Origin of the sequence: Microbacterium insulae (assembly GCF_042677065.1) — a bacterium.
Classification (GTDB): Bacteria; Actinomycetota; Actinomycetes; order Actinomycetales; family Microbacteriaceae; genus Microbacterium; species Microbacterium insulae.
Window position 1 is genome coordinate 1 of sequence record NZ_JBHTII010000001.1, and the last position, 22,846, is coordinate 22,846.

General features: G+C 70.3%; 21 protein-coding genes. 3 read left to right on the plus strand and 18 right to left on the minus strand.

From position 1 onward, the window contains the following. Positions 1 to 328: 328 nt before the first annotated feature. Together ACFQ0P_RS00005 and tyrS are read right to left on the minus strand one after the other, a co-directional pair. Positions 329 to 1,288 (minus strand): DUF4184 family protein, encoded by a 960-nt coding sequence (locus ACFQ0P_RS00005; protein WP_204979701.1) that lies wholly within the window; start codon positions 1,286 to 1,288, stop codon positions 329 to 331. Positions 1,289 to 1,321: 33 nt separating this feature from the next. Beyond that, positions 1,322 to 2,629 carry a tyrosine--tRNA ligase gene (tyrS, locus tag ACFQ0P_RS00010; protein ID WP_204979702.1) on the minus strand — a complete coding sequence of 436 codons (1,308 nt, stop codon included), beginning with the start codon at positions 2,627 to 2,629 and terminating at the stop codon, positions 1,322 to 1,324. 164 nt (positions 2,630 to 2,793) lie between these two features. On the opposite strand from tyrS, the gene ACFQ0P_RS00015 reads away from it, so the two are divergent. Both ACFQ0P_RS00015 and ACFQ0P_RS00020 read left to right on the plus strand, forming a co-directional pair. Continuing rightward, entirely contained in the window at positions 2,794 to 3,426 is a 633-nt protein-coding gene (locus ACFQ0P_RS00015) for a DNA-binding protein (RefSeq protein WP_204979703.1), read from the plus strand. A 12-nt stretch (positions 3,427 to 3,438) separates the two neighbouring features. Further along, positions 3,439 to 4,035 carry a hypothetical protein gene (locus tag ACFQ0P_RS00020; protein WP_204979704.1) on the plus strand — a complete coding sequence of 199 codons (597 nt, stop codon included), beginning with the start codon at positions 3,439 to 3,441 and terminating at the stop codon, positions 4,033 to 4,035. Positions 4,036 to 4,056: 21 nt separating this feature from the next. Here ACFQ0P_RS00020 and argH read toward each other — a convergent pair whose 3' ends face one another. The 8 genes from argH to ACFQ0P_RS00060 form a co-directional block, all read right to left on the minus strand. Further along, positions 4,057 to 5,487, minus strand: a complete 1,431-nt coding sequence (gene argH / locus ACFQ0P_RS00025) for an argininosuccinate lyase (RefSeq protein ID WP_204979705.1) — start codon at positions 5,485 to 5,487, stop codon at positions 4,057 to 4,059. Beyond that, positions 5,484 to 6,617, minus strand: coding sequence for a heparan-alpha-glucosaminide N-acetyltransferase domain-containing protein (locus ACFQ0P_RS00030; protein WP_204979706.1), 1,134 nt, complete (start codon positions 6,615 to 6,617; stop codon positions 5,484 to 5,486). The genes argH and ACFQ0P_RS00030 overlap by 4 nt, the downstream gene beginning before the upstream one ends. A 16-nt stretch (positions 6,618 to 6,633) precedes the next feature. After that, a complete protein-coding gene (gene argF / locus ACFQ0P_RS00035; protein WP_204979707.1) occupies positions 6,634 to 7,557 on the minus strand; it encodes an ornithine carbamoyltransferase in 924 nt (307 codons plus the stop codon). Continuing rightward, a complete protein-coding gene (locus ACFQ0P_RS00040; RefSeq protein ID WP_204979708.1) occupies positions 7,554 to 8,780 on the minus strand; it encodes an acetylornithine transaminase in 1,227 nt (408 codons plus the stop codon). The genes argF and ACFQ0P_RS00040 overlap by 4 nt, the downstream gene beginning before the upstream one ends. Then, on the minus strand, positions 8,777 to 9,676 hold the full coding sequence (gene argB / locus ACFQ0P_RS00045; protein ID WP_204979709.1) for an acetylglutamate kinase: 900 nt from the start codon (positions 9,674 to 9,676) through the stop codon (positions 8,777 to 8,779). Before argB ends, ACFQ0P_RS00040 begins: the two co-directional genes overlap by 4 nt. Further along, positions 9,673 to 10,830, minus strand: coding sequence for a bifunctional glutamate N-acetyltransferase/amino-acid acetyltransferase ArgJ (gene argJ, locus ACFQ0P_RS00050; RefSeq protein WP_204979710.1), 1,158 nt, complete (start codon positions 10,828 to 10,830; stop codon positions 9,673 to 9,675). Before argJ ends, argB begins: the two co-directional genes overlap by 4 nt. Before the next feature lie 55 nt (positions 10,831 to 10,885). After that, entirely contained in the window at positions 10,886 to 11,932 is a 1,047-nt protein-coding gene (gene argC / locus ACFQ0P_RS00055) for an N-acetyl-gamma-glutamyl-phosphate reductase (RefSeq protein WP_204979711.1), read from the minus strand. 226 nt (positions 11,933 to 12,158) lie between these two features. Beyond that, positions 12,159 to 13,133 (minus strand): NAD-dependent epimerase/dehydratase family protein, encoded by a 975-nt coding sequence (locus ACFQ0P_RS00060; RefSeq protein WP_204979712.1) that lies wholly within the window; start codon positions 13,131 to 13,133, stop codon positions 12,159 to 12,161. 92 nt (positions 13,134 to 13,225) lie between these two features. On the opposite strand from ACFQ0P_RS00060, the gene ACFQ0P_RS00065 reads away from it, so the two are divergent. After that, positions 13,226 to 14,356: an AAA family ATPase gene (locus tag ACFQ0P_RS00065; RefSeq protein WP_204979713.1), complete on the plus strand. Its 1,131-nt coding sequence runs from the start codon at positions 13,226 to 13,228 to the stop codon at positions 14,354 to 14,356. A 10-nt stretch (positions 14,357 to 14,366) separates the two neighbouring features. Here ACFQ0P_RS00065 and pheT read toward each other — a convergent pair whose 3' ends face one another. The 8 genes from pheT to rplT all read right to left on the minus strand — a co-directional run bounded on the left by pheT (position 14,367) and on the right by rplT (position 22,823). Further along, entirely contained in the window at positions 14,367 to 16,913 is a 2,547-nt protein-coding gene (gene pheT / locus ACFQ0P_RS00070; RefSeq protein ID WP_204979714.1) for a phenylalanine--tRNA ligase subunit beta, read from the minus strand. Further along, on the minus strand, positions 16,913 to 17,953 hold the full coding sequence (pheS, locus tag ACFQ0P_RS00075; RefSeq protein ID WP_204979715.1) for a phenylalanine--tRNA ligase subunit alpha: 1,041 nt from the start codon (positions 17,951 to 17,953) through the stop codon (positions 16,913 to 16,915). The genes pheT and pheS overlap by 1 nt, the downstream gene beginning before the upstream one ends. Before the next feature lie 44 nt (positions 17,954 to 17,997). Further along, on the minus strand, positions 17,998 to 18,912 hold the full coding sequence (locus tag ACFQ0P_RS00080; protein WP_204979716.1) for an amino acid ABC transporter permease: 915 nt from the start codon (positions 18,910 to 18,912) through the stop codon (positions 17,998 to 18,000). Next, positions 18,909 to 19,565, minus strand: a complete 657-nt coding sequence (locus ACFQ0P_RS00085) for an amino acid ABC transporter permease (protein ID WP_204981463.1) — start codon at positions 19,563 to 19,565, stop codon at positions 18,909 to 18,911. Before ACFQ0P_RS00085 ends, ACFQ0P_RS00080 begins: the two co-directional genes overlap by 4 nt. Before the next feature lie 72 nt (positions 19,566 to 19,637). Next, positions 19,638 to 20,552 (minus strand): glutamate ABC transporter substrate-binding protein, encoded by a 915-nt coding sequence (locus ACFQ0P_RS00090; RefSeq protein WP_204979717.1) that lies wholly within the window; start codon positions 20,550 to 20,552, stop codon positions 19,638 to 19,640. Positions 20,553 to 20,672: 120 nt separating this feature from the next. Further along, positions 20,673 to 21,464, minus strand: coding sequence for an amino acid ABC transporter ATP-binding protein (locus ACFQ0P_RS00095; protein ID WP_378770944.1), 792 nt, complete (start codon positions 21,462 to 21,464; stop codon positions 20,673 to 20,675). A gap of 79 nt (positions 21,465 to 21,543) precedes the next feature. After that, the gene (locus ACFQ0P_RS00100) at positions 21,544 to 22,341 is read right to left on the minus strand and encodes a TrmH family RNA methyltransferase (protein ID WP_204979718.1); all 798 of its coding nucleotides are present in this window, start codon (positions 22,339 to 22,341) and stop codon (positions 21,544 to 21,546) included. A gap of 98 nt (positions 22,342 to 22,439) precedes the next feature. Further along, positions 22,440 to 22,823, minus strand: a complete 384-nt coding sequence (rplT, locus tag ACFQ0P_RS00105; protein ID WP_204979719.1) for a 50S ribosomal protein L20 — start codon at positions 22,821 to 22,823, stop codon at positions 22,440 to 22,442. Positions 22,824 to 22,846: the final 23 nt, after the last annotated feature.

Genomic DNA, 22,846 nt, shown 5'->3' on the forward strand with positions numbered 1-22,846 from the left:
AAAACTGACCGACGAGGTTATTTGGCATTTGACAAGTGCACGCTGTTGAGTTCTCAAGGATCGGACGCACCCACCCACCAACCACCAAGGCCAGCACAGCAGGGCAACTTCACAACCTTATCCGACTTCGGCCCGCTCGTCAAACCGGCGAGGCGGCAGTCCGAGGACCGCGACCACGGCCATCGACCGCGCATCCGAAGAGGATGTCCCCTCCACGGACCCGTGGATCGCGCCTCTCGGGAGAGGCTTCAGGAGGGGGTGTTTTCCGCTTGAGGGGGCGGGGCCTTCGGCCTCTCCGCTCTTCCCTTTGGGGCGAACAACAAGAACATTACGTGACGTCGCGGTGCTCGTCGAATCCGGCGTGCATCCCGGGCGTGTCGTGCTCCGCAGTCCCCCGCGCTCTCTCGCCTTCGGTGTGGTCCAGCGCCAGCGGCATCTTCACCGCACGGCGTGATCGCGCACGTTCGACGCGGCGTCGCGACGCCCGCACCGCTTGCACGACGACGCACACGGCCACCGTCATCGCCCCCCAGAGTGCACACGCCGGAGGCAGCACGCGGTACGCGAGGTGCGCGACCGTGAACTCCGCGTCGAGCGGACCCAGCACCGCCAGCCCGCCGAACCACGCCGCTGCCAGCACCAGCGGCAGAGACACCCACCAGATCCACCGCACGGCGCGCGGCAGCACGCGATCGACCGCGGGCCCGACCGGGCGACGCGCCAGCCACACGAGCGCCCACACCCCGATGATCGCCAGTCCCAGGGCACTGGACCCGTGCTGGAGCCACGTGAAGCCCGGCAGCGGACCCCACTCGGACTCGAGTCCCGGAACCGTCTGCACACCCCAGCGGCCCTCGTGGGTGAAGAGGTCCCACACGATGTGGCTGACCACCCCGATCAGCAGGGACACGACGAGGAGCAGCATCCCCCTCACGGACACGCGCCGGCGCCCGCTCCCCTCGGGGGAGCCGGTGATCGCGAGTGTCTCCCGCAGCGCCCGCGGCGCGGGCGCATCCCACTCGCGCGGGAGCCGGACCGCGAGCCACTCGGGAGAGAGGTCGCGCACACCCGGGCGAAGAACGGCGCGCCAGATCAGAAGCAGGACGAGGGCGAGCCCCACCGTCGCCGGGAGCCACGCGAGGTCGTGCGTGCGCCCGTAGTGGAACGGGAGGCCGCGGACGAACAGCGGAAGGTCGGGCGCCATCGCGCCCACCGCGATGGCCGCGGGTACGAGCGGTGTCCGCACGAACGGAAGCGCCACGACCGCGTGGCTCGGCGTGAACGGCATCAGACCTCCGCGATCGAGACGGTCGGGACGGGATCAGCGCTGGACGAACACTCCCGCGAGCGTCTTCTTGCCGCGGCGCAGGACCGAAACGGCGCCTGGCAGCGAACCGGTGACGACGGCCGTCTCATCGTCGACCCTCGCGCCATCGAGCGACACGCCGCCCTGGGCGATCGAGCGCCGCGCCTCCGACAGGCTTGCGGCCAGACCGGTCTCCACGAGCGCCTGCACGACGGGCGTCCCGGAGGTCATCGAGGCGTTCGGCAGCTCCTCGAGGGCCTGCCGCAGCGTTGCCGCGTCGAGGCTCGCCAGATCGCCCTGTCCGAAGAGGGCCTCGGATGCCGCGACCGCGGCGGCCGTGGCATCCGCTCCGTGCACGAAGGTGGTCACCTCGAGAGCGAGACACTTCTGCGCGGCGCGCCGGAACGGCTCGTCGGCCACGAGTTGCTCGTACCTCTCGATCTCGGCGCGTGTCAGGAAGGTGAACACCTTGAGCCGCGTGATGACATCGGCGTCGTCGGTGTTGAGCCAGAACTGGTACATGCGGTACGGGCTGCACATCTCGGGGTCGAGCCAGATGGCGTTGCCCGCGCTCTTGCCGAACTTGGTGCCGTCGCTGTTGGTGATCAGCGGGGTGCCGATCGCGTGGACCGAGACGCCCTCGACGCGGTGGATGAGGTCGGTGCCGCTGGTGAGGTTCCCCCACTGGTCGCTGCCCCCGGTCTGAAGGACGCACCCGTACCGGCGGTGCAGTTCGAGGTAGTCCAGGCCCTGGAGGATCTGGTAGCTGAACTCGGTGTAGCTGATGCCCGCCTCGGAGTTGAGGCGCGCGGCGACGGCGTCCTTCTTGATCATCGTCCCGACGCGGAAGTGCTTGCCGATCCCGCGGAGGAAGTCGATCGCGCTCAGGGGGGCCGTCCAGTCGAGGTTGTTGACGATGCGGGCGGCGTTGTCACCCTCGAAGCTCAAGAATCGCTCGACCTGTGCGCGCAGGTAGCCGACCCATTCCTCGACCGTTTCGACCGGGTTGAGCACGCGCTCCGCGTCGCGGCCGCCGGGGTCGCCGACGAGACCCGTCGAGCCGCCGACGAGGCCCAGCGGCTTGTGCCCGGCCAGCTGGAGGCGCCGCATCAGGAGCAGCTGCACGAGATTACCCAGGTGCAGGCTCGGCGCTGTCGGGTCGAAGCCGCAGTAATACGTGATCGGACCGTCGGCGAGAAGGGCGCGAAGCGTTTCCTGGTCGGTGGACACATGCACGAGTCCGCGCCAGACGATCTCGTCCCAGACGTTCTCGAACGTGGGGTCGTTGGCGGGCGCGGTCGCGCTCACGACGGTTTCAGACACGCGCTTCAGGCTATCAGCGGGCGCCTTCACGCCTTCGCCGCGCTCACACCTCCGTACTTCAGTTCCTCACCTTCATCTCAGAGAATTCAGCATAGGACCTTATGTAGGTATAGCTCGTGAGCTAAACTTATGATAATGCAGTTTGCAGACTGAAGGGTTTACGCATGTTCGTTGTGACCGCAGATCAGCGAGGGAGCCGCGCCCGCGCCGACCTCGTGCCGGCCGGGCTCCAGGCCATCGGCAGCCTCGCCGGCAGCCGCCTCGCACTCGCCCCGGCACGCACCGCCGGAGACGAGGTCCAGGTCGCGGTTCCGGACGCGCGGGCGGTCATCGACGTGGCGCTGCACCTCTCCCGCACGCACGAGTGGAGCGTGGGGATCGGGGTCGGCCCGGTCGAGCAGCCCCTTCCCGACGACGTGCGCGCCGCGCGTGGCACGGCGTTCCTGAACGCGAGGGAGGGGGTCGAGCGTGCGAAGAAGACTCCCACGCGCATATCGATCGTCGGCGGCGAGGAGGGATCGGATGCCGAAGCCCTCCTGCGCCTCCTGGTCGAACTGCGCGACCGCCGCACGGAAGAGGGGTGGGAGCTGTGCGATCTCCTCGCCGAGGGACTCACGCAGCGCGACGCAGCCGCACGCCTCGGGATCACCGAAGGCGCGGTGAGCCAGCGCGCACGCAACGCCGGACTGCGCACCGAGGAGGGCGCGCTTCCCGCGCTCGAGCGGCTGCTGCGTCGCGCCGACGACGCCGCGGCGGCGACGGAGAGGGATGCCTCGGCCGGCGTCGCCGGCCCGTGACAGACTGACGCCATGATCACGCCCCCGGATCTGCACTCGCTCGTCGCCTCGACGCTCCTGTTCCTCGCCCTCGGCGCCGCGCTCGTGCTCGTCGTGGTGAGCACCCGGCGTCCGCGCGAGATCCCTCTCTTCATCGCCGGCGCACTCGTCGTGCTCTCCCTGGTCGTGGTGCTGATCGTTCCGGTGGCGGTCCACCTCGTCGGCGCGATCGTGATCGCGATGCTCGGCGTCGCCCTCGCCGCGGTCGGCGGCAGCCCGGTCACCAAGCGCATCCTCGACGTCGCGACGCACGGCAGGGTTCCCGACGGCGAGAACGGCGGCATCCTGCTGCGCCCTGCCGCGATCCCCGGCATCGTCCCCGACGACGCCCCCGCGCGGGAGGTCCTGCGCGGCGGAACGACGATCGGCTACCTCGAGCGCCTCGGTGTCGCACTGGCGATCATCGTCGGATTCCCCGAAGCGATCGCCGTCGTCGTGGCGGTGAAGGGCATCGGCCGGTTCTCGGAGCTCGCCGCCGCTGAGGCCCGTGAGCGCTTCATCACCGGCACGCTCGCCAGCCTGCTGTGGGCATGCGTCGTCGCGGGTGTCGTCCGGCTCGCGATCGCCTGAGGCCCGGCGGCCGCGTCGGGCTCAGAGACCGAGGGCGTGCACGGCGGTCTGGACGCGTTCGATGAGTTCCGCCCGCTGCTCTCTGACGCGGACCGGCGCGGTCCCGCCCGCTCCCGATCGACTCGCGACCGATCCCTCGACCGTGAGCACCTCGCGCACGTCAGGCGTCAGCGACGGCGACACCGACCTGAGCTGATCGTCTGAGACGTCGTGCAGCTCGATCCCCTCCTCCTCGCAGACGCGGACGAGATGTCCCGAGATCTCGTGCGCGTCGCGGAAGGGAACTCCCTGCTTGACGAGCCACTCCGCCACATCGGTCGCGAGCGAGAAGCCCTGCGGGGCGAGCTCGGCCATGCGGTCCGTGTTGAAGCGGATGGTCGCGATCATGCCCGCGAACGCCGGCAGAACCGTCTCGATCGTCCGCACGGAATCGAAGACGGGCTCCTTGTCCTCCTGAAGGTCGCGGTTGTACGCGAGGGGCAGGGCCTTGAGGGTGGCGAGCAGCCCCGTGAGATTGCCGATGAGTCGTCCGGACTTCCCTCGCGCCAGCTCGGCGATGTCCGGATTCTTCTTCTGCGGCATGATGCTCGATCCGGTCGAGTAACCGTCGTCGAGCGTGACGAAGCCGAACTCGCGGGTGTTCCAGAGGATGATCTCCTCCGCCAGCCTCGACACGTCGACGCCGATCATCGCCGCGATGAAGGCGAACTCGGCGACCACGTCTCGGGCGGCGGTCCCGTCCATCGAGTTCTCGGCCGGCCGGTCCAGCCCCAGCTCGCGCGCGATCAGCTGGGGATCCAGTCCGAGCGTTGATCCCGCGAGCGCACCGCCGCCGTAGGGCGACACCGAGGCACGGGTCGACCAGTCGCGCAGGCGTTCGAGGTCGCGCACGAGCGGCCACGCGTGCGCCTGGAGGTGATGGGCGAGGAGGACGGGCTGCGCATGCTGAAGGTGCGTGCGGCCGGGCATCACGGCGTCCGGGTGCGCCTCGGCCTGGGCGACGAGCGCGTCCACGAGACGGAGCACCTCGCGGGCGATGGTGCGCGAGTGGTCGAGCAGGTACATGCGCACGAGCGTGGCGATCTGGTCGTTGCGGCTTCGTCCCGCGCGGAGCTTGCCGCCGAGCTCGGGACCGACGATGCCGATGAGGGCCTGCTCGAGGGCGCCGTGGACGTCCTCATCTGACGGAGCGGCCCGCAGCGTGCCGTCGGCCACGCCGCGCGCGAGGGCGTCGAGGCCCTCATGCATGGCGGCCTCCTCGTCCGGCGAGAGGTATCCGGCCGCGGCGAGCGCCTTCGCGTGGGCGTGCGACCCGGCGATGTCGTAGGGAGCCAGCTCCCAGTCGAAGTGCGTCGAACGACTCAGCTCGGCCAGTTCCGGTGACGGTCCGGTCGCGAATCGGGCCCCCCAGAGTGCGCCCTCGTTGGTCCCGTCGCCCTTGCTCTCGCTCACCGCTCCACCCTACCGACCGACGCGGTGGCGACGAGGCGCGAGGACCGGTCGAGGATCCACTCGAGCGGCCCACGGCCGATCAGGAGCGCCCACGCGGTGCACAACGCGACCGTCCACAGCACGAACGGCGCCAAGGGATCGAGTTCGCGGAAGCCTGCGAGATCGCCCGGCCGTCCGAGAACGGCCGACGCGACCACCGCCCACACGAGGAGCTGGCCGACGTAGGCCGTGAGCGGCATGGCGCCCACCGCCCGCAGCGGGAGGACGACCCACACCGCGACGGTGCGGCAGAGAAGGAGACAAGCGGCGATGACGGCGAGCGCGAATCCGCCCGACCCGAGCACCTCGAGCAGCCCCGTCGAGTGCGCGCGGCCGGTCCACAGCGCCGCGAGGTACGAGCTCCGCTCGTCCGCCTCGGCGACGCCGGTGGCGGCATCCAGCCCGTACGCGACCGCGGCGAGGATCACCCCGACGCCGAGCATCCGCAGCTGTACCTCGATGCGGCCGATACCCGCCCGCGCAACCCCGAGTCCGGCGAGGACGAATGCGATCCAGGTCGTGAAGGGGTAGTGCCAGCCGATCACGGCCGACAGCAGGCTTCCCGACGTCGTCCGCCACAGCGGGAGGTCGTCGAGCGCGACCTGGGCCACCGGCATGACCGCCGCGAGGGTGCCCGCAAGGACGAGGAGGGTGCGCGAATCCAACGCGATCAGCGGCACCGTGAGGAGGAAGAGAAGAGCGTAGGCCGGGAGGATCACGTAGACGGGGACGCCCGTGAGGATGAGCAGGATGCCGATGACCCACAGGAGAGCCGCCCGCACGATGAGCTTCACCCTCGCCGTGCGCAAGGACTCACCCCCGAGCGGCGTGCGCCCGCCGGTGGCGAGTCCGATCGACACCCCGGCGAGAATCGCGAAGAGGATGGAGGACCGCCCGTCCACGACGGCGACCCAGGTGGAGGCATCCGTCCAGGTGAAGGGCTCGCGGATCCACAGCAGGTGAGCCGCGAACATCCCGAGCACGGCCAGGCCGCGTGCGAGGTCGACGCCCGCCACGCGGCCCGGGCCGTTCAGGCGCGTCCAGCGCGTCCCGAGCCAGCCCGGCTCCGTCGCGGGGACCGGTCCGCTCACGCCCGCACGCCCGCCGTCAGTCCTGCCGGAGCAGCCACACGAGCAGGGCCTTCTGCGCGTGGAGCCGGTTCTCGGCCTCGTCCCAGACGACGCTCTGCGGACCGTCGATCACCTCGGCGTCCACCTCGTACCCGCGATCCGCAGGAAGGCAGTGGATGAAGATCGCCTCCGGCCGAGCAAGGCTCATCAGCTCCGTCGTGACTTTGTACCCGCCGAGGTCGCGCAGGCGCGCGAGCTTCTCCTCCTCTTTGCCCATCGACACCCACGTGTCGGTCACGATGACGTCGGCGCCCGCCGCCGCCTCGTTCGGGTCGGTGTAGAGGGTGACCGATCCACCCGTCTCCGCGGCGCGCCGGTCGGCGTCGGCCACGACGTCCTCCCGCGGCGCGTACGCCTCGGGCGACGCCACACGAACGTGCATCCCTGCGGTGACGCCGGCCAGCACGTAGGAGTGCGCCATGTTCGACATCCCGTCTCCGAAGAAGGCGAGGGTGAGCCCCGCGAGCTCCCCCTTGTGCTCCTTGATCGTGAGCAGGTCGGCCAGGAGCTGACAGGGATGGAAGTCGTCGCTGAGGGCGTTGACGACCGGAACACGGGTTCCCTCGGCCATCTGCTCCAGTCCCGACTGCGCGTAGGTGCGCCACACGATCGCCGCAACCTGGCGCTCGAGGACGCGCGCCGTGTCGGCGGGGGTCTCCTTGCCACCGAGCTGGCTGTTCGCCGTGGAGATGATCAGGGGCGACCCGCCGAGGTCGGCGATCCCGACGGCGAAGGACACGCGCGTGCGCGTGGAGGACTTGTCGAATATCACCGCGACGGTCTGGGGACCCTCGAGTGTCTTGAGCTTCCACCGGTCCTTCTTGAGCGCGACGGCGAGCTCCAGGATCTCGTTCTGCTCGTGCTGTGTCAGATCGTCATCGCGCAGCAGGTGTCTGGTCATGCGTGAGCCTCCGTGTGGGTGTCCGAGTGGGCCTCGAGCAGGAGCGCGTCCTCGACGGTGCGCACCGATGCCGTCAGCAGCTCGATGAACTCGTCGATCTCGACGTCGCCGATCGTGAGGGCCGGCACGAGCCGCAGCGTCTCGTCGTTGGGCGCGTTGATCACGAGGCCGTGCTCCTGCGCCGCTGCGACCACGGCCTTGGCGACCGGATGGGTGAGCGCGACGCCGAGCAGGAGTCCGCGGCCGCGCACCCCGCCGATGAGGTCCGACTCGATGCCGAGGATCGCGGTGCGCAGCTGCTCCCCCCGCTCGGCCGCGTTGCGGACGAGATCGGCGCGCTCGATCTCGCCGAGCACGGCGCCGGCGACAGCCGTTCCCAGCGCGTTCCCCCCGAACGTCGAGCCGTGGGTGCCGGGGTAGAAAAGGTCGCTGGCGGCGCCGAACGTGATGAGCGCGCCGATCGGGAATCCGCCGCCGACCCCCTTGGCGACCGTGATCGCGTCGGGGGTGATGCCGGCGTGCTGGAAGGCGAACCACTCCCCCGTGCGGCCGGCGCCCGTCTGGATCTCGTCGACGATGAGCAGCGCGCCATGGCGCGCCGTGAGCTCACGTGCCGCCTGGAGGTAGCCGTCGGGCAGGTCGATGACGCCCGCCTCGCCCTTCACGGGCTCCACGAACAGCGCGGCGACACGGTCGTCGAGCGCCGCTTCGAGTGCCTCGGCCGTCGAGTCGATGAACTCCACGCCCGGCGTCATCGGCAGGAACGGCTCCTGCATCCAGGGCTTTCCGGTCAGCGCGAGGGTTCCCATCGTGCGGCCGTGGAACGCGTCTTTGAGGGCGAGGATGCGCGGGCGCCCCGCGCCGCCGTGCAGCCGCGCCAGCTTGAACGCGGCCTCGTTGGCCTCGGCCCCCGAGTTGCCGAAGTAGACGCGTCCGGACTCCCCCGTCCCGGCCAGGCGCTTGAGTCGGGCGGCGAGCTCGAGCTGGGGCGGCGTCGCGAAGTAGTTCGAGACGTGGGCGAGCGTCGCGGCCTGATTCGCGAGCGCGGCCACGAACACCGGATGCGCGTGACCGAGCGAGTCGACCGCGATGCCCGCGAGGAAGTCGAGGTAGCGCTTGCCGTCGGCGTCCCACAGGTGCGAGCCCTCGCCGCGCACGAACATCGCCATCCGCTCGCCGAAGCTTCGCACGAGGTCGCGCCCCGCATCTTCCTGCCACGTCATCCGCGCACCACCTCTGTTCCGATTCCCTTGCTGGTGAAGACCTCCACGAGCACCGAGTGCGGCACCCGCCCGTCGATGATCGCGGCGGTGTCGACGCCGCCCTCGACGGCATCCAGGCACGCCTTCATCTTCGGGATCATGCCGGACTCGAGCGAGGGCAGCATCGCCCGCAGTTCGGTCGAGGTCAGATGCGAGACGAGGGAGTCTCGGTTCGGCCAATCGGCGTAGAGCCCGGGCACGTCGGTGAGGACCACCAGCTTCGCCGCGCCCAGGGCGACGGCGAGAGCGGATGCCGCGGCATCCGCGTTGACGTTCAACGAGTGTCCCGGGTGATCCAGGTCGGGGGCGATGCTCGAGACCACAGGGATCCGCCCGGCGGCCAGCTGATCGAGCACCGCGCTCGGATCCACCTCGACGACGTCGCCGACGCTGCCGAGGTCGTGCTCGACGCCCTCGATCATGACGCCACGGCGGCGGCCGCCGAACAGGCCCGCGTCCTCGCCGCTGAGCCCCGCTGCGTGGGGCCCGTACGTGTTGATCTTCGCCACGAGCTGCGGGTTGATCTGACCGGTGAGCACCATGCGCACCACCGAGATGGCCTCGGTGGAGGTGAAACGGTACCCGCCCTTGAACTCGCTCGGGATCGAGAGCCGGTCGAGCATCGAGGAGATCTGCGGGCCGCCGCCGTGCACCACCACCGGCTTGACCCCGACGTAGCGGAGGTAGGCGATGTCGGCGGCGAAGGCATCCTGCAGCTCCTCGGAGACCATCGCGTTGCCGCCGTACTTGATGACGATCACCTGGTCGCGGAAGCGCTGGAGCCATGGCAGGGATTCGATGAGCGTCGCCGCCTTGCGGCTGGCCTCGTCGGGATCGGTGTCCTGGAGCTCGGTCATGAGGAGTACGCGCTGTTCTCGTGGACGTAGTCGTGGGTGAGATCGTTCGTGAGGATGGTCGCGACGGCGTCGCCGACCTTCAGGTCGATGACGACCTCGGTCGCGCGGGGCGTCAGGTCGACGGCCTCGCGCGGGGCGTCCGGGCCGCCCGCCGTGCAGACGCGCACGCCGTTCATCCAGACGTCGACGTCGTACGGGTCGAACTGCGCTTCGGTCGTGCCGATCGCCGCGAGCACGCGGCCCCAGTTGGGGTCGTTGCCGAAGATCGCCGCCTTGAAGAGATTGTTGCGGGCGACCGACCGACCCACCTCGACGGCGTCGTCCTCGGATGCCGCGTTCTTCACGACGATCCGGATGTCGTGGCTCGCACCCTCGGCGTCGCCCTGGAGCTGCTCCGCCAGATCGAGGCACACCGCGGCGAGCGCCGCGCGGAATCCTGCCGCGTCGGGCGCGATGCCCGAGGCGCCGCTGGCCAGGAGGGTCACCTGGTCGTTCGTGGACATGCAGCCGTCCGAGTCGAGCCGGTCGAAGCTCACTGCGGTCGCGTGGCGAAGGTGGGCGTCGGCCTGCTCCGCGGTGAGGACCGCGTCGGTCGTGACCACGACGAGCATCGTGGCGAGGCCGGGCGCCAGCATCCCCGCCCCCTTCGCCATGCCGCCGATCGTCCAGCCCTCGCCGGTGTGCACGGCCCGCTTCGGACGCGAGTCGGTGGTCATGATGGCGAGGGATGCCGCCTCCCCGCCGTCGGCGGACAGTTCGGCGATCCCCTGCTCGGTGCCGGCGAGGACCTTGCCGCGGAACACCTGATCGCCCGTGCCGATGAGTCCCGTCGAGCAGACGAGCACGTCGCCCGCGCTCACGCCGAGGAGCTCCGCCGCCTTCTCGGCGGTCTGGTGGGTTGTCTGGAATCCGAACGACCCCGTGAAGCAGTTCGCTCCCCCGGAGTTGAGCACGATGGCCTCGACGACGCCGTCCTGCACGGCCTGCTGCGACCAGATGATCGGGTTGGCCTTGGCGCGGTTGGACGTGAAGACGGCGGCTCCGACCTTGAGCGGGCCGCGGTTGACCACCACCGCCACGTCGGGCTTGCCGGTCGACTTCAATCCGACGGCGACCCCGGCCGCCTCGAATCCCTGGGGCGCGGTGACGCTCACGGCGTGGTTCCCTTCTCGCCTCGCATGCCGAGGTCTCCGCCACGGCTCACCGCGATCACGGTGCGATCCCGTTCACGGTCAGTGCGGTGTCTTCGGCGAGGCCGAGTGCGATGTTCATCGACTGCACGGCGGCCCCCGCCGTGCCCTTGACCAGGTTGTCCACGGCCGCGACGACCACCACCCGGTTCGCGGCGCGGTCGATCGCGAGCCCGATCAGCGCGGTGTTGGCGCCGAGCACGTCGGCGGTGCGGGGGAACTCGCCCGCGGGGAGGAGCTGGACGAACGTCTCGTCCTCGTACGCGGACTGCCAGGCGGCGCGGATCTCGGCATCCGTGGTTCCGGGCGCGATCGGAGCCGTCGACGTGGCGAGGATGCCGCGGGCCATCGGCACCAGCACGGGGGTGAAGGAGATCCGCACGTCGCCGGTCGCGCCCGCCGCGCGCAGCGCCTGCCGGATCTCGGGGATGTGACGGTGCGTGCCGCCCACGGCATACGGGTTCGCGGTGCCGAGGATCTCGCTCGCCAGGAGGTTCGTCTTGAGGCTCCGGCCCGCGCCCGACGGGCCGACGGCGAGCACGCTGACGATGTCGGACGGGTCGATGACGCCGGCGGCGACACCCGGCGCCAGCGACAGGGAGACCGTCGAGGCGTTGCAGCCGGGAGCGGCGATACGGGAGGCGCCGACGAGGCGGTCCCGCTGCTTCGCACCGTCGACGGGCAGTTCGGGGACGCCGTACGTCCACGGATCACGGAACGCCCCCTCGTAGAACGCCGCCCAGTCATCGGCGGACTCGAGTCGATGGTCGGCGCCCGCGTCGATGACGAGCGGCGTCTCGGCGAGCGCATCGGTGTACCGGCCCGACTGACCGTGCGGGAGCGCGAGGAAGACGACGTCGTGCCCCGCGAGGATCTCGGGCGTGGTCTCCTGCAGGGTGAGCCCGGCGAGGGACCTCAGGTGCGGCTGGTGCTGGATGAGCGGCTGTCCCGCGTTGGAGTGCGCGGTGACGGTGCGGATCGCGACGTCGGGATGTGCGGCGAGGATCCGCAGGATCTCGCCGCCCGCATAGCCGGATGCGCCGGAGACGGCGACCGAATATGTCATGGATTCCACCTTAGGGTCTGGGGGTGCGGGGCCGGAGACGGCGACGCCCGCCGGATCCATGACAGGACCGCGTGCGGGGTCGCCTACAGTCGGCGCTCGCCCAGACGGCGTCGGCGCGCGGGAGCGGCGCTCGAAGCGAGCGTCGAGGGTCCCTGGGGCGCCGGAAGCATGCCGCGACGATAGCGGCCGGGCCGCGGCATCCGCAAATCGGCGGCGACGCGGGTCGTCACAGCTCCTCGAGGAGCCGACGCTCGTCCGAGCGGGACAGCCCCGACCGCCTCTCGCGGTCGAGACCTCGCTCGCGCTCGTCGGCGAGCGTCCGTGCGAGGGTCTCGGAGAGTGGTCGGACGCGACCGCCGAGGAGCCGGTAGACGGCGTTCGAGCGCGTCCAGAACCCGGGCATGCCGGCGGGGAGCCACAGCGGGAGCGACCGCGGTCCCATCCAGTACGCGACGTCGTGGGCTTCGAGCCACGCGTCGTCCGCCTCGCGCGTCGAGCCCGTGAATCCCGCGACGTCCGCCGCTTCGCGCAGCAGCCGGTCGAGAGGAACCGGATCGCCGACGCCGTTCGCGACGCCGGTCCAGCGCTCGCGTCCGACGGCGACGAGGAAGTCGGCGAGGTCGTCCACGTCGATCACCTGGGCGCCGCGGTCACCGGTCCCGGGTACGAGCACATCATCGTCGCCGGCGAGCGCGAACCGCCCGACCCAGTACCCGAACCGGTCCGTCGGGTCACCCGGTCCGACGATGAGCCCCGGGCGCACGATCGCCGCGCGATGACCGAGTGCGGCGCGGACGGATGCCTCGGCCGCGGCCTTCGCCCGCCCGTAGTCCGGCTCGTCGTCCGGGCCGAGGGGCACCAGGAGCTCGGCCGACTCGTCGGCCCCCGGCTCGTCGTTCGCCGCGTACACCGACACCGTGGACACGTAGGTCCAGTGCTTCGCCCGCTCCCCCAGCGCGCCGGTCGCCGCGGCCACGTGCGCGGGGGTGGACGAGATGTCGACGACCTCGTCCCACTCGCGGGTCGCGACCGCGTCGTACGCGGCGCGGTCGTCGCGGTCCCCGATCACCAGAGCCGTCCCGTACGGCGCGTCGCGGCCGCCGCGGGCGAGGCAGGTGACGGATGCCCCGGCATCCGCCCATCGCTCGGCCACGCGGCCGCTCAGCCAGCCGGTGCCACCCAGGATCAGGACGTCGGTCATGGCTCCACCCAACCAGACCCGGCCGGGCGTCGGCATCCGGTTCTGCCGTCAGCGGCGCTCACCGCGTCGGACCCGGCTGACAGGATGACGGCATGCTCACCACCGTCGCCGTCTCGGGCTACCGGTCGCTGCGCGACGTCGTGCTCCCGCTCGCAGGTCTCACCGTCGTCACCGGCGCCAACGGCTCGGGCAAGTCGAACCTCTACCGCGCACTGCGGCTGCTGTCCCACGCCGCCGCGGGGTCGCTCGTCGGGGCGATCGCGCGCGAGGGCGGCCTCCCGTCGCTGCTGTGGGCCGGGCCCGAGTTCGGGGGCGACCAGGGGACCGTCCGCAAAGGACCCGTCGCGGTCCGGCTCGGATTCGCCTCGGACGAGCTCGGGTATCTGGTCGACCTCGGCATCCCGCAGGTCGACCAGGCTAGCCTGTTCGCCCGCGATCCCGAGATCAAGCGGGAGCAGGTGTTCGCCGGACCGCTGGCGAAGCCCGCGACACTGCTCATCGACCGCCTGCGCGGCGGCACCCGGGTGCGCGACGGCTCCTGGGTCTCGCTCGACCAGCAGCTCGCGCCGTACGAGAGCATCGTCACCGATCTGGCCGACGGCGACACCGCGCCGGAGCTGCTGTCGCTGCGGCGCACGCTCGGAGGCTGGCGGTTCTACGACCACTTCCGCGTCGACGCCGACGCCCCCGCACGCCAGCCCCAGGTCGGCACCCGCACGCAGACCCTCGCGCACGGCGGCGAGAATCTGGCGGCGGTCTGGGCGACGATCCAGGATGCCGGGCACGGCCGATCCCTCGACACCGCGGTGTCCCGCGCCTTCCCGGGGTCGCGCGTTGCGATCGAGGCCACCGACGGCCGGTTCCGGCTCGTCATGCACCAGACCGGTCTGCTGCGCCCGCTCGAGACCACCGAGCTCTCCGACGGCACGCTGCGCTTCCTCCTGCTGTGCGCGGCGCTCCTTCCGGCCCGACCGGCGCCGCTGATCGTGCTCAACGAGCCCGAGGCGAGCCTGCATCCCGATCTGCTCGAGCCTCTCGGTGAGCTCGTCGCCGACGCATCCACCCGCTCCCAGGTCGTCGTCGTCACCCATGCCGAGCGTCTCTCGGGCGCGCTCGAGCGCGCGGGCGGGCTCACCCACCGGCTCGAGGCGCACCCCGACGGCACGCGGGTCGCGGGTCAAGGCGCGCTCGACCGGCCCGGGTGGCACTGGGCCGCGCGGTGACCGAGCGCCGCTACTCGCGCAGGGTCGCGCCGAAGCGCCCGGCCGCGGCCGCGACGCCCGCGAGCTTCGCCTCGGTCGCCTCGGCCGCCGTGAGAGTGCGGTCCGCCGCACGGAAGCGCAGCGCGAACGTGAGGCTCTTGGCGCCTTCGGGCACGCCGGGGCCACGGTAGTCGTCGACGAGGCGGAGCGATTCGAGCAGCTCCCCCGCACCCTCGACGAGCGCGGCACGCACGTCGCCCGCGGGCACGTCGGCTCCGAGCACGAGCGAGACGTCCTGCGTGGCCGCCGGGAATCCTGACAGCGACGCGGCGACGACCTTCTCGCCGGCGAGCGAGAGCATCAGGTCGAGGTCGAGCTCGGCGACGATCACGCGACCGGGAAGATCGGATGCCTCGGCCACGGCCGGCAGCAGCTCGCCGACGTATCCGACCTCGGTGCCCGCCACCGACAGCACGCCGGTGCGACCCGGGTGCAGCGCCGCGCGCTGACCCTGGGCGATCTCGACCGAGACGCCCGCGGCGGCGGCGATCGTGCGCACCGCGTCCACGGCATCGGCGAGTTCGGCGACCACCGGGGCGAGACCCGGCTGCTTCGCGACGAGGCTGCCCGTCAGGAGCACGGCCACATGGCGGTGCTGCGGCGGGATCGACGCGTCGAGCTCGGCGAGGGTCGCGGCATCGGGCCGCACCGCCAGCGGCGGGACGTGCGACGTGCCGTAGACGATGCCCGGCTCGGGAACGAACACGGCGCCGGTCTCGAAGAGCGAGAGGTCGGTGAGTCCGCGCGACACGTTGCGGTGCGCGACCTGCAGCAGGTTCGGCACGAGCGAGCGACGCAGGAACGGCGCCTGGCCGTCGAGCGGATTGGCGAGCTTGACGCTGGGCAGGTGCTCGCCGGAGGCGGAGCCGTGCAGGTCGTTGAGCTCCTCGGTCGTGAACGCGAATGACGGCGTCTCGACGTAGCCCGCCGCGGCGAGCGCGTTGGCGACGCGGCGACGGCCCTCCTGCGCGGCGGTGAGTCCGCGTCCCGACGGGGGCAGCGGAAGCACCGAGGGGATGCGGTCGTACCCCTCGATGCGGGCGACCTCCTCGGCGAGCGTCCACTTGTCGGTGAGGTCGGGGCGCCACGACGGCGGAGTGACCCACCAGTGCGGACCGTCGGCCTGGTCGCCCGCGTCGCTGACCTCGGTGCCGACCATCTCGAGCGCCGCGACGATCTCTGCCTCGGTGTAGTCGACGCCGATCAGAGCCGGCACGAACGCCTTCGGCAGGCTGATCGCGCGCTGCTCGACGGTGGCGAACAGCGCGCCTCCGACCTCGACGTCGAGCGTTCCGCCGGCGTACTCGACCATGAGGTCGGCGACACGGCGCGCCGCGACGAACGGGATCAGGGGGTCGACGCCGCGCTCGAAGCGCCGCGACGCCTCGCTGGGCAGCTTGTGGCGACGGGCGGTGCGGGCGATCGAGACCGTGTCGAAGGTCGCCGCCTCGATCAGCACGTTGCGCGTCGCATCGCTCATCTCGGTCGTGCCGCCGCCCATGACTCCGGCGAGGCCGATCGGGCCGGAGTCGTCGGTGATCAGGAGGTCTTCGGGGTCGAGCGCGCGCACCTTGCCGTCGAGGGTCTCGAGCTTCTCCCCCGCCGACGCGCGGCGGACGGTGATGCCGCCGGTGAGCTTGTCGAGGTCGTAGCCGTGGATCGGCTGCCCCAGCTCGACCATCACGTAGTTGGTGATGTCGATGAGGATGCCGAGGGACCGGATGCCGGCCAGCGTCAGCCGCGCGACCATCCAGGCGGGCGTGGGCTTGGTCGGGTCGACGTCGCGCACGATGCGCGCCACGAACTCCGACGCTCCGGCGCGGCCGCGGATCGGCGCGGCGTCGTCGACTGCGACCGCGAAGCCCTCGGTCGGCTGCTGCAGGTCGCCCCAGGGGCGGAGACCGGGATCGCGGAAGGCCGCCCCGGTCGCGTGCGAGTACTCGCGCGCGACACCGCGGATCGACAGCGCATAGCCGCGATCGGGCGTGACGTTGATGTCGACGGCGACGTCGTCGAGGCCGAGGAGCGCGATCGCATCGGTGCCGACGGGCGCATCGATGCCCAGCTCCACCAGCCGGAGGATGCCGCTGTGCTCGTCGCCCAGGCCGAGTTCCTTCGCCGACGCGATCATGCCGTCGGAGACGTGGCCGTAGGTCTTGCGCGCGGCGATCGGGAACGGTCCGGGCAGCACCGAGCCCGGCAGGGTCACGACGACCTTGTCGCCGACGAAGAAGTTGCGGGCGCCGCACACGATGCCGTGCACCGCGTCGCCGCCGTCGGCGGCCGCCTGCGCGTCGGGCGCGACGCGCACCTGGCACCAGCGGATCGTCTTCCCGTTGGACTGCGGCTCCTCGACGAACTCGAGCACCTCGCCGACGACGATGGGCCCCTGCAGCTCGAAGCGGAAGACGTCCTCCTCTTCGAAGCCGACCGAGACCAGCGCCGCGAGGACGTCCTCGGGCGTCGCATCCTTCGGGACGTCGACGAACTCACGAAGCCATGAGAGCGGGATGCGCATCAGACCACCATTCCGAACTGCTCGCTGAAGCGCACATCGCCCTCGGCCATGTCGCGCATGTCCTGGACGTCGCTGCGGAACATGAGCGTGCGCTCGACGCCCATCCCGAACGCGAAGCCCGAGTACTCCTCGGGGTCGATCCCCGCCGCGCGCAGCACGTTGGGGTTGATCATCCCGCAGCCGCCCCACTCGATCCACCGCGCTCCGCCCTTGAAGGTCGGATGCCACAGATCGAGTTCGGCGGACGGCTCGGTGAACGGGAAGTAGTTCGCGCGGAATCGCGTCTTCGCCTCGGCGCCGAACAGCACCTTTGCGGCGTGGTCGAGCGTGCCCTTGAGGTGGGCCATGGTGATGCCCTTGTCGACCACGATGCCCTCGAACTGCGTGAAGACGGGAAGGTGAGTCGCGTCGAACTCGTCGGTGCGGTAGACGCGGCCGGGGCACAGGACATAGAGCGGAAGGTCGCGCTCGAGCATCGAGCGCACCTGAACGGGGCTCGTGTGCGTGCGCATCACGAGGTGGCGCTCGACGGGCTCGACGAAGAAGGTGTCCTGCATCTGACGGGCCGGGTGGTCCTCGTCGAAGTTCAGGGCGTCGAAGTTGTACCACTCGTGCTCGAGCTCGGGACCCTCGGCGATCTCCCACCCCATGCCGACGAAGATGTCGGAGATCTGCTCCTGGAGCAGGGAGATCGGATGCCGCGCCCCCACCCGCGCACGCTGCGCGAGCGCGGTCACGTCGACGCGCTCCGCCTCGAGCCGCGCGGCCGTCTCGGCCTCGGCGAGTTCCTGCTCGCGCGCTGCGAAGGCCTGGTTCACGCGCCCGCGGGCCTGGCCCACGAGCTTGCCGAACTCCGCCTTCTTGTCGCTCGGTACGTCGCGCAGGCGCGCGTTGAGCCGTGCGAGCGGCGAGCCCTCGGCGCTGTGGGCCGAACGAGCGGCCTTGAGGGCGGCGGTGTCGCCGGCCGCGGCGACGGCATCGAGCGCCGACTGCACGGCGGTCTCCACCGCCTCGGGCGTGATCTCATGAGCATCAGACACGAGAACCGAGTCTACCGAGGGCGGATGCCTCGCCCCGCGCGCGGTCAGGCGAGGTTGCCCGGGTCGTACTTGCCCGCGCCCTTCTGCGCCGCGATGAGCTCGGTGTCGGTGACCTCCTGCGTCGGCTGCTCGGCATGCGCGATGCGCTCACCGGGCGAGGATCGCCGCAACCGCTTCTCCACGGTGTTCGCGACGAAAGACAGGATGAGGCACAGGCCGATGTAGATCGCGCCCACGATGATGGTCGCGGGGACGATCGGCGAGTCCAGGCTGGACTGCGACCCGATGTAGCGCGCGTAGAAGAGGAGTTCGGGGTACGTGATGATGAACCCGAGCGCCGTGTCCTTCAGCGTCACGACCAGCTGGGCGATGATGACCGGCATCATGGCGCGGATCGCCTGAGGCAGCAGGACGAGTCGCATGACCCCGGCCTTGCGGAGACCGATCGCGTACCCGGCCTCCTTCTGCCCACGTGGCAGCGATTCCACCCCCGCGCGGATGACCTCCGCGAGGACGGACCCGTTGTACGCGATCAGAGCGATGACGACGGCCCAGTACGGTGCCATGCGCACGCCGATGACCGGCAAGCCGTAGTAGAGCAGGAACATGAAGACCAGCACGGGCACGGCACGCAGGAACTCGACGACCGCGCCGACGGGCACACGGATCCATGCGTGGTCGGACATCCTGCCGATCGCGAGAGCGAACCCCAGGATCAGCGCACCGACGGCGGCGACGCCGAACGCGGCGAGAGTACGGAGGGTGGCGAGCCCGATCTGGACCCACACGTTGGTGTAGGTGAAGGCCTGCCACTTCTCAGCGGTGAACTGGCCGGTGTCGATCAGGCGCCACAGGAAGAAGCCGAGGATGGCGCCCACCACGATGACCGTGATGACGCCCAGGATGCGGTTGCGGACGATCGCGCGGGGACCGGGGACGTCGTACAGGACGGAGGTCATCGGGCAACCCTCCACTTGTTCTCGAGCGCTCGCTGCGCCCAGGAGAGCAGAAGCACCAGGACGACGAAGATGACCATGACCCAGATGATCACGAGCATCTGGTTCGCCCCGCGCTCACTGAGGTAGTTCCGCGCCGCGCCCAGGTTCACCACACCGAAGCCGGCGGCCACGGTCGTGTTCTTGAGGAGCGCGATGAACACGCTCATCATCGGCGGGATGACGGAACGGAATGCCTGCGGCATCACGACGAGGGTCATCACCTGCCCGAACGTGAGGCCGACGGCCCTGGCGGCCTCGGCTTGACCGACGGGGACCGTGTTTATCCCCGACCGGATCGTCTCGGCGACATACGTCGCCGTGTAGATCCCGAGTGCGCAGATCGCGAGCGTGAGGGACACCTCGGAGGTCAGTCGCAGTCCCAGCAGCGGCGGGAGTGCGAACGCGAAGGCGAAGAAGACGAGGGTCAGCGGCGTGTTGCGAATGGTGTTCACGTAGAGCGACCCCACCGTGCGCGCGACCGGGATCGGCGAGACGCGCATCGCGCCCACGATGATCCCCAGGAGGAGCGCGAGCAGCCCGCCCGCGAAGAACAGGATCAGCGTTCCGACCAGACCTTCGGCCCACACGTCCCAGTTGTCGGTGATGACGTTCAGCTGTCCGCTCCTCTCATGTGAATCCGCGGTGAAGCGGGGGACGACGCGCAGGCGCGCCGCCCCCCGGCCTCATCACGAGACGGGGTCGACCTCGGGCTGCGTGCCCGTGATTCCCGCCGGTGCCAGGTGCTCGTCGAAGAGCGCCGTCCACACGTCTCCGCCGTCGGTGAACAGCGTGTTGATGTGCTCGACCAGCACCGTGTCGCCCTTGGCGACGCCGACGCCGTAGCGCTCCTCGCTGAAGGGCTCACCGGCGATCTTGAGCGCGTCGGGCTCCTGCGCCACGTAACCGGCGAGGATCGCCTCGTCGGTCGTGATCGCATCGACCGATCCGGCCTTCAGCTGCTCCACGCACTGCGAGTACGTGTCGTACTCGACGGTGTCTCCCGGGCTGTACTCGTCGCGGATCCGCTGGAGCGGAGTCGATCCTGTGACGGAGCACACGATCTTTCCCTCGAGGTCGTCGGGGCCGTTGATGTCTTCGTTGTCGGCGGCGACGAGGAGTCCCTGACCGGTGATGAAGTACGGTCCCGCGAAGTCGATGAGCTCCTTGCGGGTGTCGGTGATCGAGTAGGTGCCGACGTAGTAGTCGATGTCGCCGTTCACCAGCGCCTGCTCGCGGTTGGCCGACGGGATCGTCACGTACTCGATCTGGTCCTCGGCGAAGCCGAGCGAGGCTGCGATCCAACGTGCGATGTCGACGTCGAAGCCGGTGCGCTCTCCCGACGCCGCATCCTCATAGCCGAGGCCGGGCTGGTCGTTCTTGACACCGATGACGACACCGTCGCGCTCGGTCATCGCGTCGAACGTCGGGCTTCCCTCGAGGGTCACGTCGCTCGCGACCTCCCAGAGCGCCTCCGTGCCGCCGTCACCGCCGTCCCCGCCGTCTCCGGGCTCCGCGCCCGGCGTGCCGCTGTTGCACGCGGTGAGCGCGAGCATCGCGATCGCCGAGATTCCGATCCCTGTGATGATCCGTGATTTACGCATGTCTCCTCCTGGTTGCTGTGTATGCGTGCTGGTTCCGTATATCCGACGTTTCGGGTCCGTTCGGAGTGCTCCTGCGTGTGGTCTGGTGCGTCGCCTCCTTGCTCGCTGCGTCCGCCCGGATCAGTGGGTGAGCAGCTTGGAGAGGAAGTCCTTCGCGCGGTCGCTCTTCGGATTCGTGAAGAACTCTTCCGGCGTGGCTTCCTCGACGATCTGGCCGTCCGACATGAAGACCACGCGGTCTGCCGCCTTGCGGGCGAATCCCATCTCGTGGGTGACGACGATCATCGTCATGCCGTCGGCCGCGAGGCCGACCATCACATCGAGGACCTCGTTGATCATCTCGGGGTCGAGAGCACTGGTCGGCTCGTCGAAGAGCATGACCTTCGGCTGCATCGCCAGCGCGCGCGCGATCGCGACACGCTGCTGCTGGCCGCCGGAGAGCTGGGCGGGCAGCTTCGACGCCTGGTGGGCGACGCCCACTCGGTCGAGCAGCTGCGTGCCGAGCTTCTCGGCGTCGGACTTCTTCATGCCCTTGACCTTGATCGGCCCGAGAGTGACGTTGTCGAGGATCGTCAGGTGCGCGAAGAGGTTGAACGACTGGAAGACCATGCCCACGTCGGCCCGGAGCGCGGCGAGCTCCTTCCCCTCTTTCGGGAGCTCCTTGCCGTCGATCGTGATCGTGCCGCTCGTGATGGTCTCGAGACGGTTGATCGTGCGGCACAGCGTCGATTTGCCGGAGCCGGACGGACCGATCACGACCACCACCTCGCCACGGTTGACGGTGAGGTCGATGTCCTTCAGGGCCTGGAACTCGCCGTAGTGCTTCTGGACGTCGGCGATCTGGACGAGGGGGTCACCACGGCGAACCGAGATGTTCGACGTCTTCGGTGCAGTGGTGTCATCGATCGTCATGCTTCGACCCTAGGACCCGGCACAGACGGTCTACCAGGGGTTGAACCGCGTCTTAACCGTGTTGTAACAGCCGGACGGCTCACCCCGCCCGCTGCGCGAAGGCCGTCTCGTAGAGGCAGACACTGGCGGCGGTCGCGAGGTTGAGCGACTCCGCCGCCCCGTAGATCGGCAGCCTCAGCGCGACATCCGCAAGGGCGAGGGCGGACTCGTCGAGTCCTCGCGCCTCGTTGCCGAACAGCCACGCCGTCGGCTCGGCGAGCAGCTCGCGCGAGCGGAGGAAGTCTCCGCCGCCGACGTCCGCGGCGATGACGCGCACCCCGGCGGCATGGGCCTTCTCGACGGCGGAGGCCAGGTCGACGCCGACCGCGACCGGGACGTGGAAGAGCGAGCCGGTCGTGGCGCGGACCACCTTGGGGTTGTACGGATCGACCGTGCGGCCCGTGAGGACGACGGCGTCGGCGCCCGCGGCATCCGCTGCCCGGATGATCGTGCCGAGGTTCCCCGGGTCGCGCACCTCCTCGCAGATCGCGACCAGACGGGGGGATGCCGCGAACACGTCGCGCACGGACGTGGGCGACTGGCGTGCGACGGCGACGATCCCCTGCGGAGTGACGGTGTCGGCCATCGCGGCCAGCACGTCTTCGGTCGTGAACACCACCTCGACGCCCGCCTCCCGCGCGGCATCCCGGACGTCGACATGACGTTCGAGCGCCGTCGGTGTGGCGAAAAGCTCCACCAGCGTGTCGGGGCGATGTCCGAGCGCCTCTCGCGCGGCCTGCGGACCCTCGAGGAGGAACAGTCCGGTCTCCTGACGCGCGCTGCGCTTGGTCAGCTTCGCGACGGCGCGAACGCGCGGAGAGCGAGGGTTCTCGAGCACGGGATCAGTCTAGGGTCGCGGCATCCGGATCCCGGCTTTGCGGCACGGCGAAAGGGGCGCCCTCCGCGTGGAGGACGCCCCTTTCGGGATGCTGCGTCTCAGGCGCTCTTGGGAGCGTTGACGTTCTCGGGCAGCGCGGCCTTGGCCGTCTGGACGAGCGAGGCGAAGACGGCGGGCTCGTTCACGGCGAGCTCCGCGAGCATACGACGGTCGACCTGAACGCCCGCGAGGCCGAGGCCCTGGATGAACCGGTTGTACGTGATGCCGTTCTGGCGGCTCGCAGCGTTGATGCGCTGGATCCACAGGCGACGGAAGTCGCCCTTGCGCTTGCGGCGGTCGCGGTACGCGTAGACGAGCGAGTGGGTGACCTGCTCCTTCGCCTTGCGGTACAGACGCGAGCGCTGGCCCCGGTAACCGGAGGCGCGCTCGAGGATGACGCGACGCTTCTTGTGGGCGTTGACGGCCCGCTTGACTCTAGCCATTTCTTGGTGTTCCTAACTTGCGT

Bases quoted from the DNA above. Each gene is read 5' to 3' on its own strand.
- ACFQ0P_RS00005 (WP_204979701.1), bottom strand. From the start codon at position 1,288: ATGCCGTTCACGCCGAGCCACGCGGTCGTGGCGCTTCCGTTCGTGCGG.
- ACFQ0P_RS00015 (WP_204979703.1), top strand. From the start codon at position 2,794: ATGTTCGTTGTGACCGCAGATCAGCGAGGGAGCCGCGCCCGCGCCGAC.
- ACFQ0P_RS00020 (WP_204979704.1), top strand. From the start codon at position 3,439: ATGATCACGCCCCCGGATCTGCACTCGCTCGTCGCCTCGACGCTCCTG.
- argF (WP_204979707.1), bottom strand. From the start codon at position 7,557: ATGACCAGACACCTGCTGCGCGATGACGATCTGACACAGCACGAGCAG.
- ACFQ0P_RS00040 (WP_204979708.1), bottom strand. From the start codon at position 8,780: ATGACGTGGCAGGAAGATGCGGGGCGCGACCTCGTGCGAAGCTTCGGC.
- argB (WP_204979709.1), bottom strand. From the start codon at position 9,676: ATGACCGAGCTCCAGGACACCGATCCCGACGAGGCCAGCCGCAAGGCG.
- argC (WP_204979711.1), bottom strand. From the start codon at position 11,932: ATGACATATTCGGTCGCCGTCTCCGGCGCATCCGGCTATGCGGGCGGC.
- ACFQ0P_RS00060 (WP_204979712.1), bottom strand. From the start codon at position 13,133: ATGACCGACGTCCTGATCCTGGGTGGCACCGGCTGGCTGAGCGGCCGC.
- ACFQ0P_RS00065 (WP_204979713.1), top strand. From the start codon at position 13,226: ATGCTCACCACCGTCGCCGTCTCGGGCTACCGGTCGCTGCGCGACGTC.
- pheT (WP_204979714.1), bottom strand. From the start codon at position 16,913: ATGCGCATCCCGCTCTCATGGCTTCGTGAGTTCGTCGACGTCCCGAAG.
- ACFQ0P_RS00080 (WP_204979716.1), bottom strand. From the start codon at position 18,912: ATGACCTCCGTCCTGTACGACGTCCCCGGTCCCCGCGCGATCGTCCGC.
- ACFQ0P_RS00090 (WP_204979717.1), bottom strand. From the start codon at position 20,552: ATGCGTAAATCACGGATCATCACAGGGATCGGAATCTCGGCGATCGCG.
- ACFQ0P_RS00095 (WP_378770944.1), bottom strand. From the start codon at position 21,464: ATGACGATCGATGACACCACTGCACCGAAGACGTCGAACATCTCGGTT.
- rplT (WP_204979719.1), bottom strand. From the start codon at position 22,823: ATGGCTAGAGTCAAGCGGGCCGTCAACGCCCACAAGAAGCGTCGCGTC.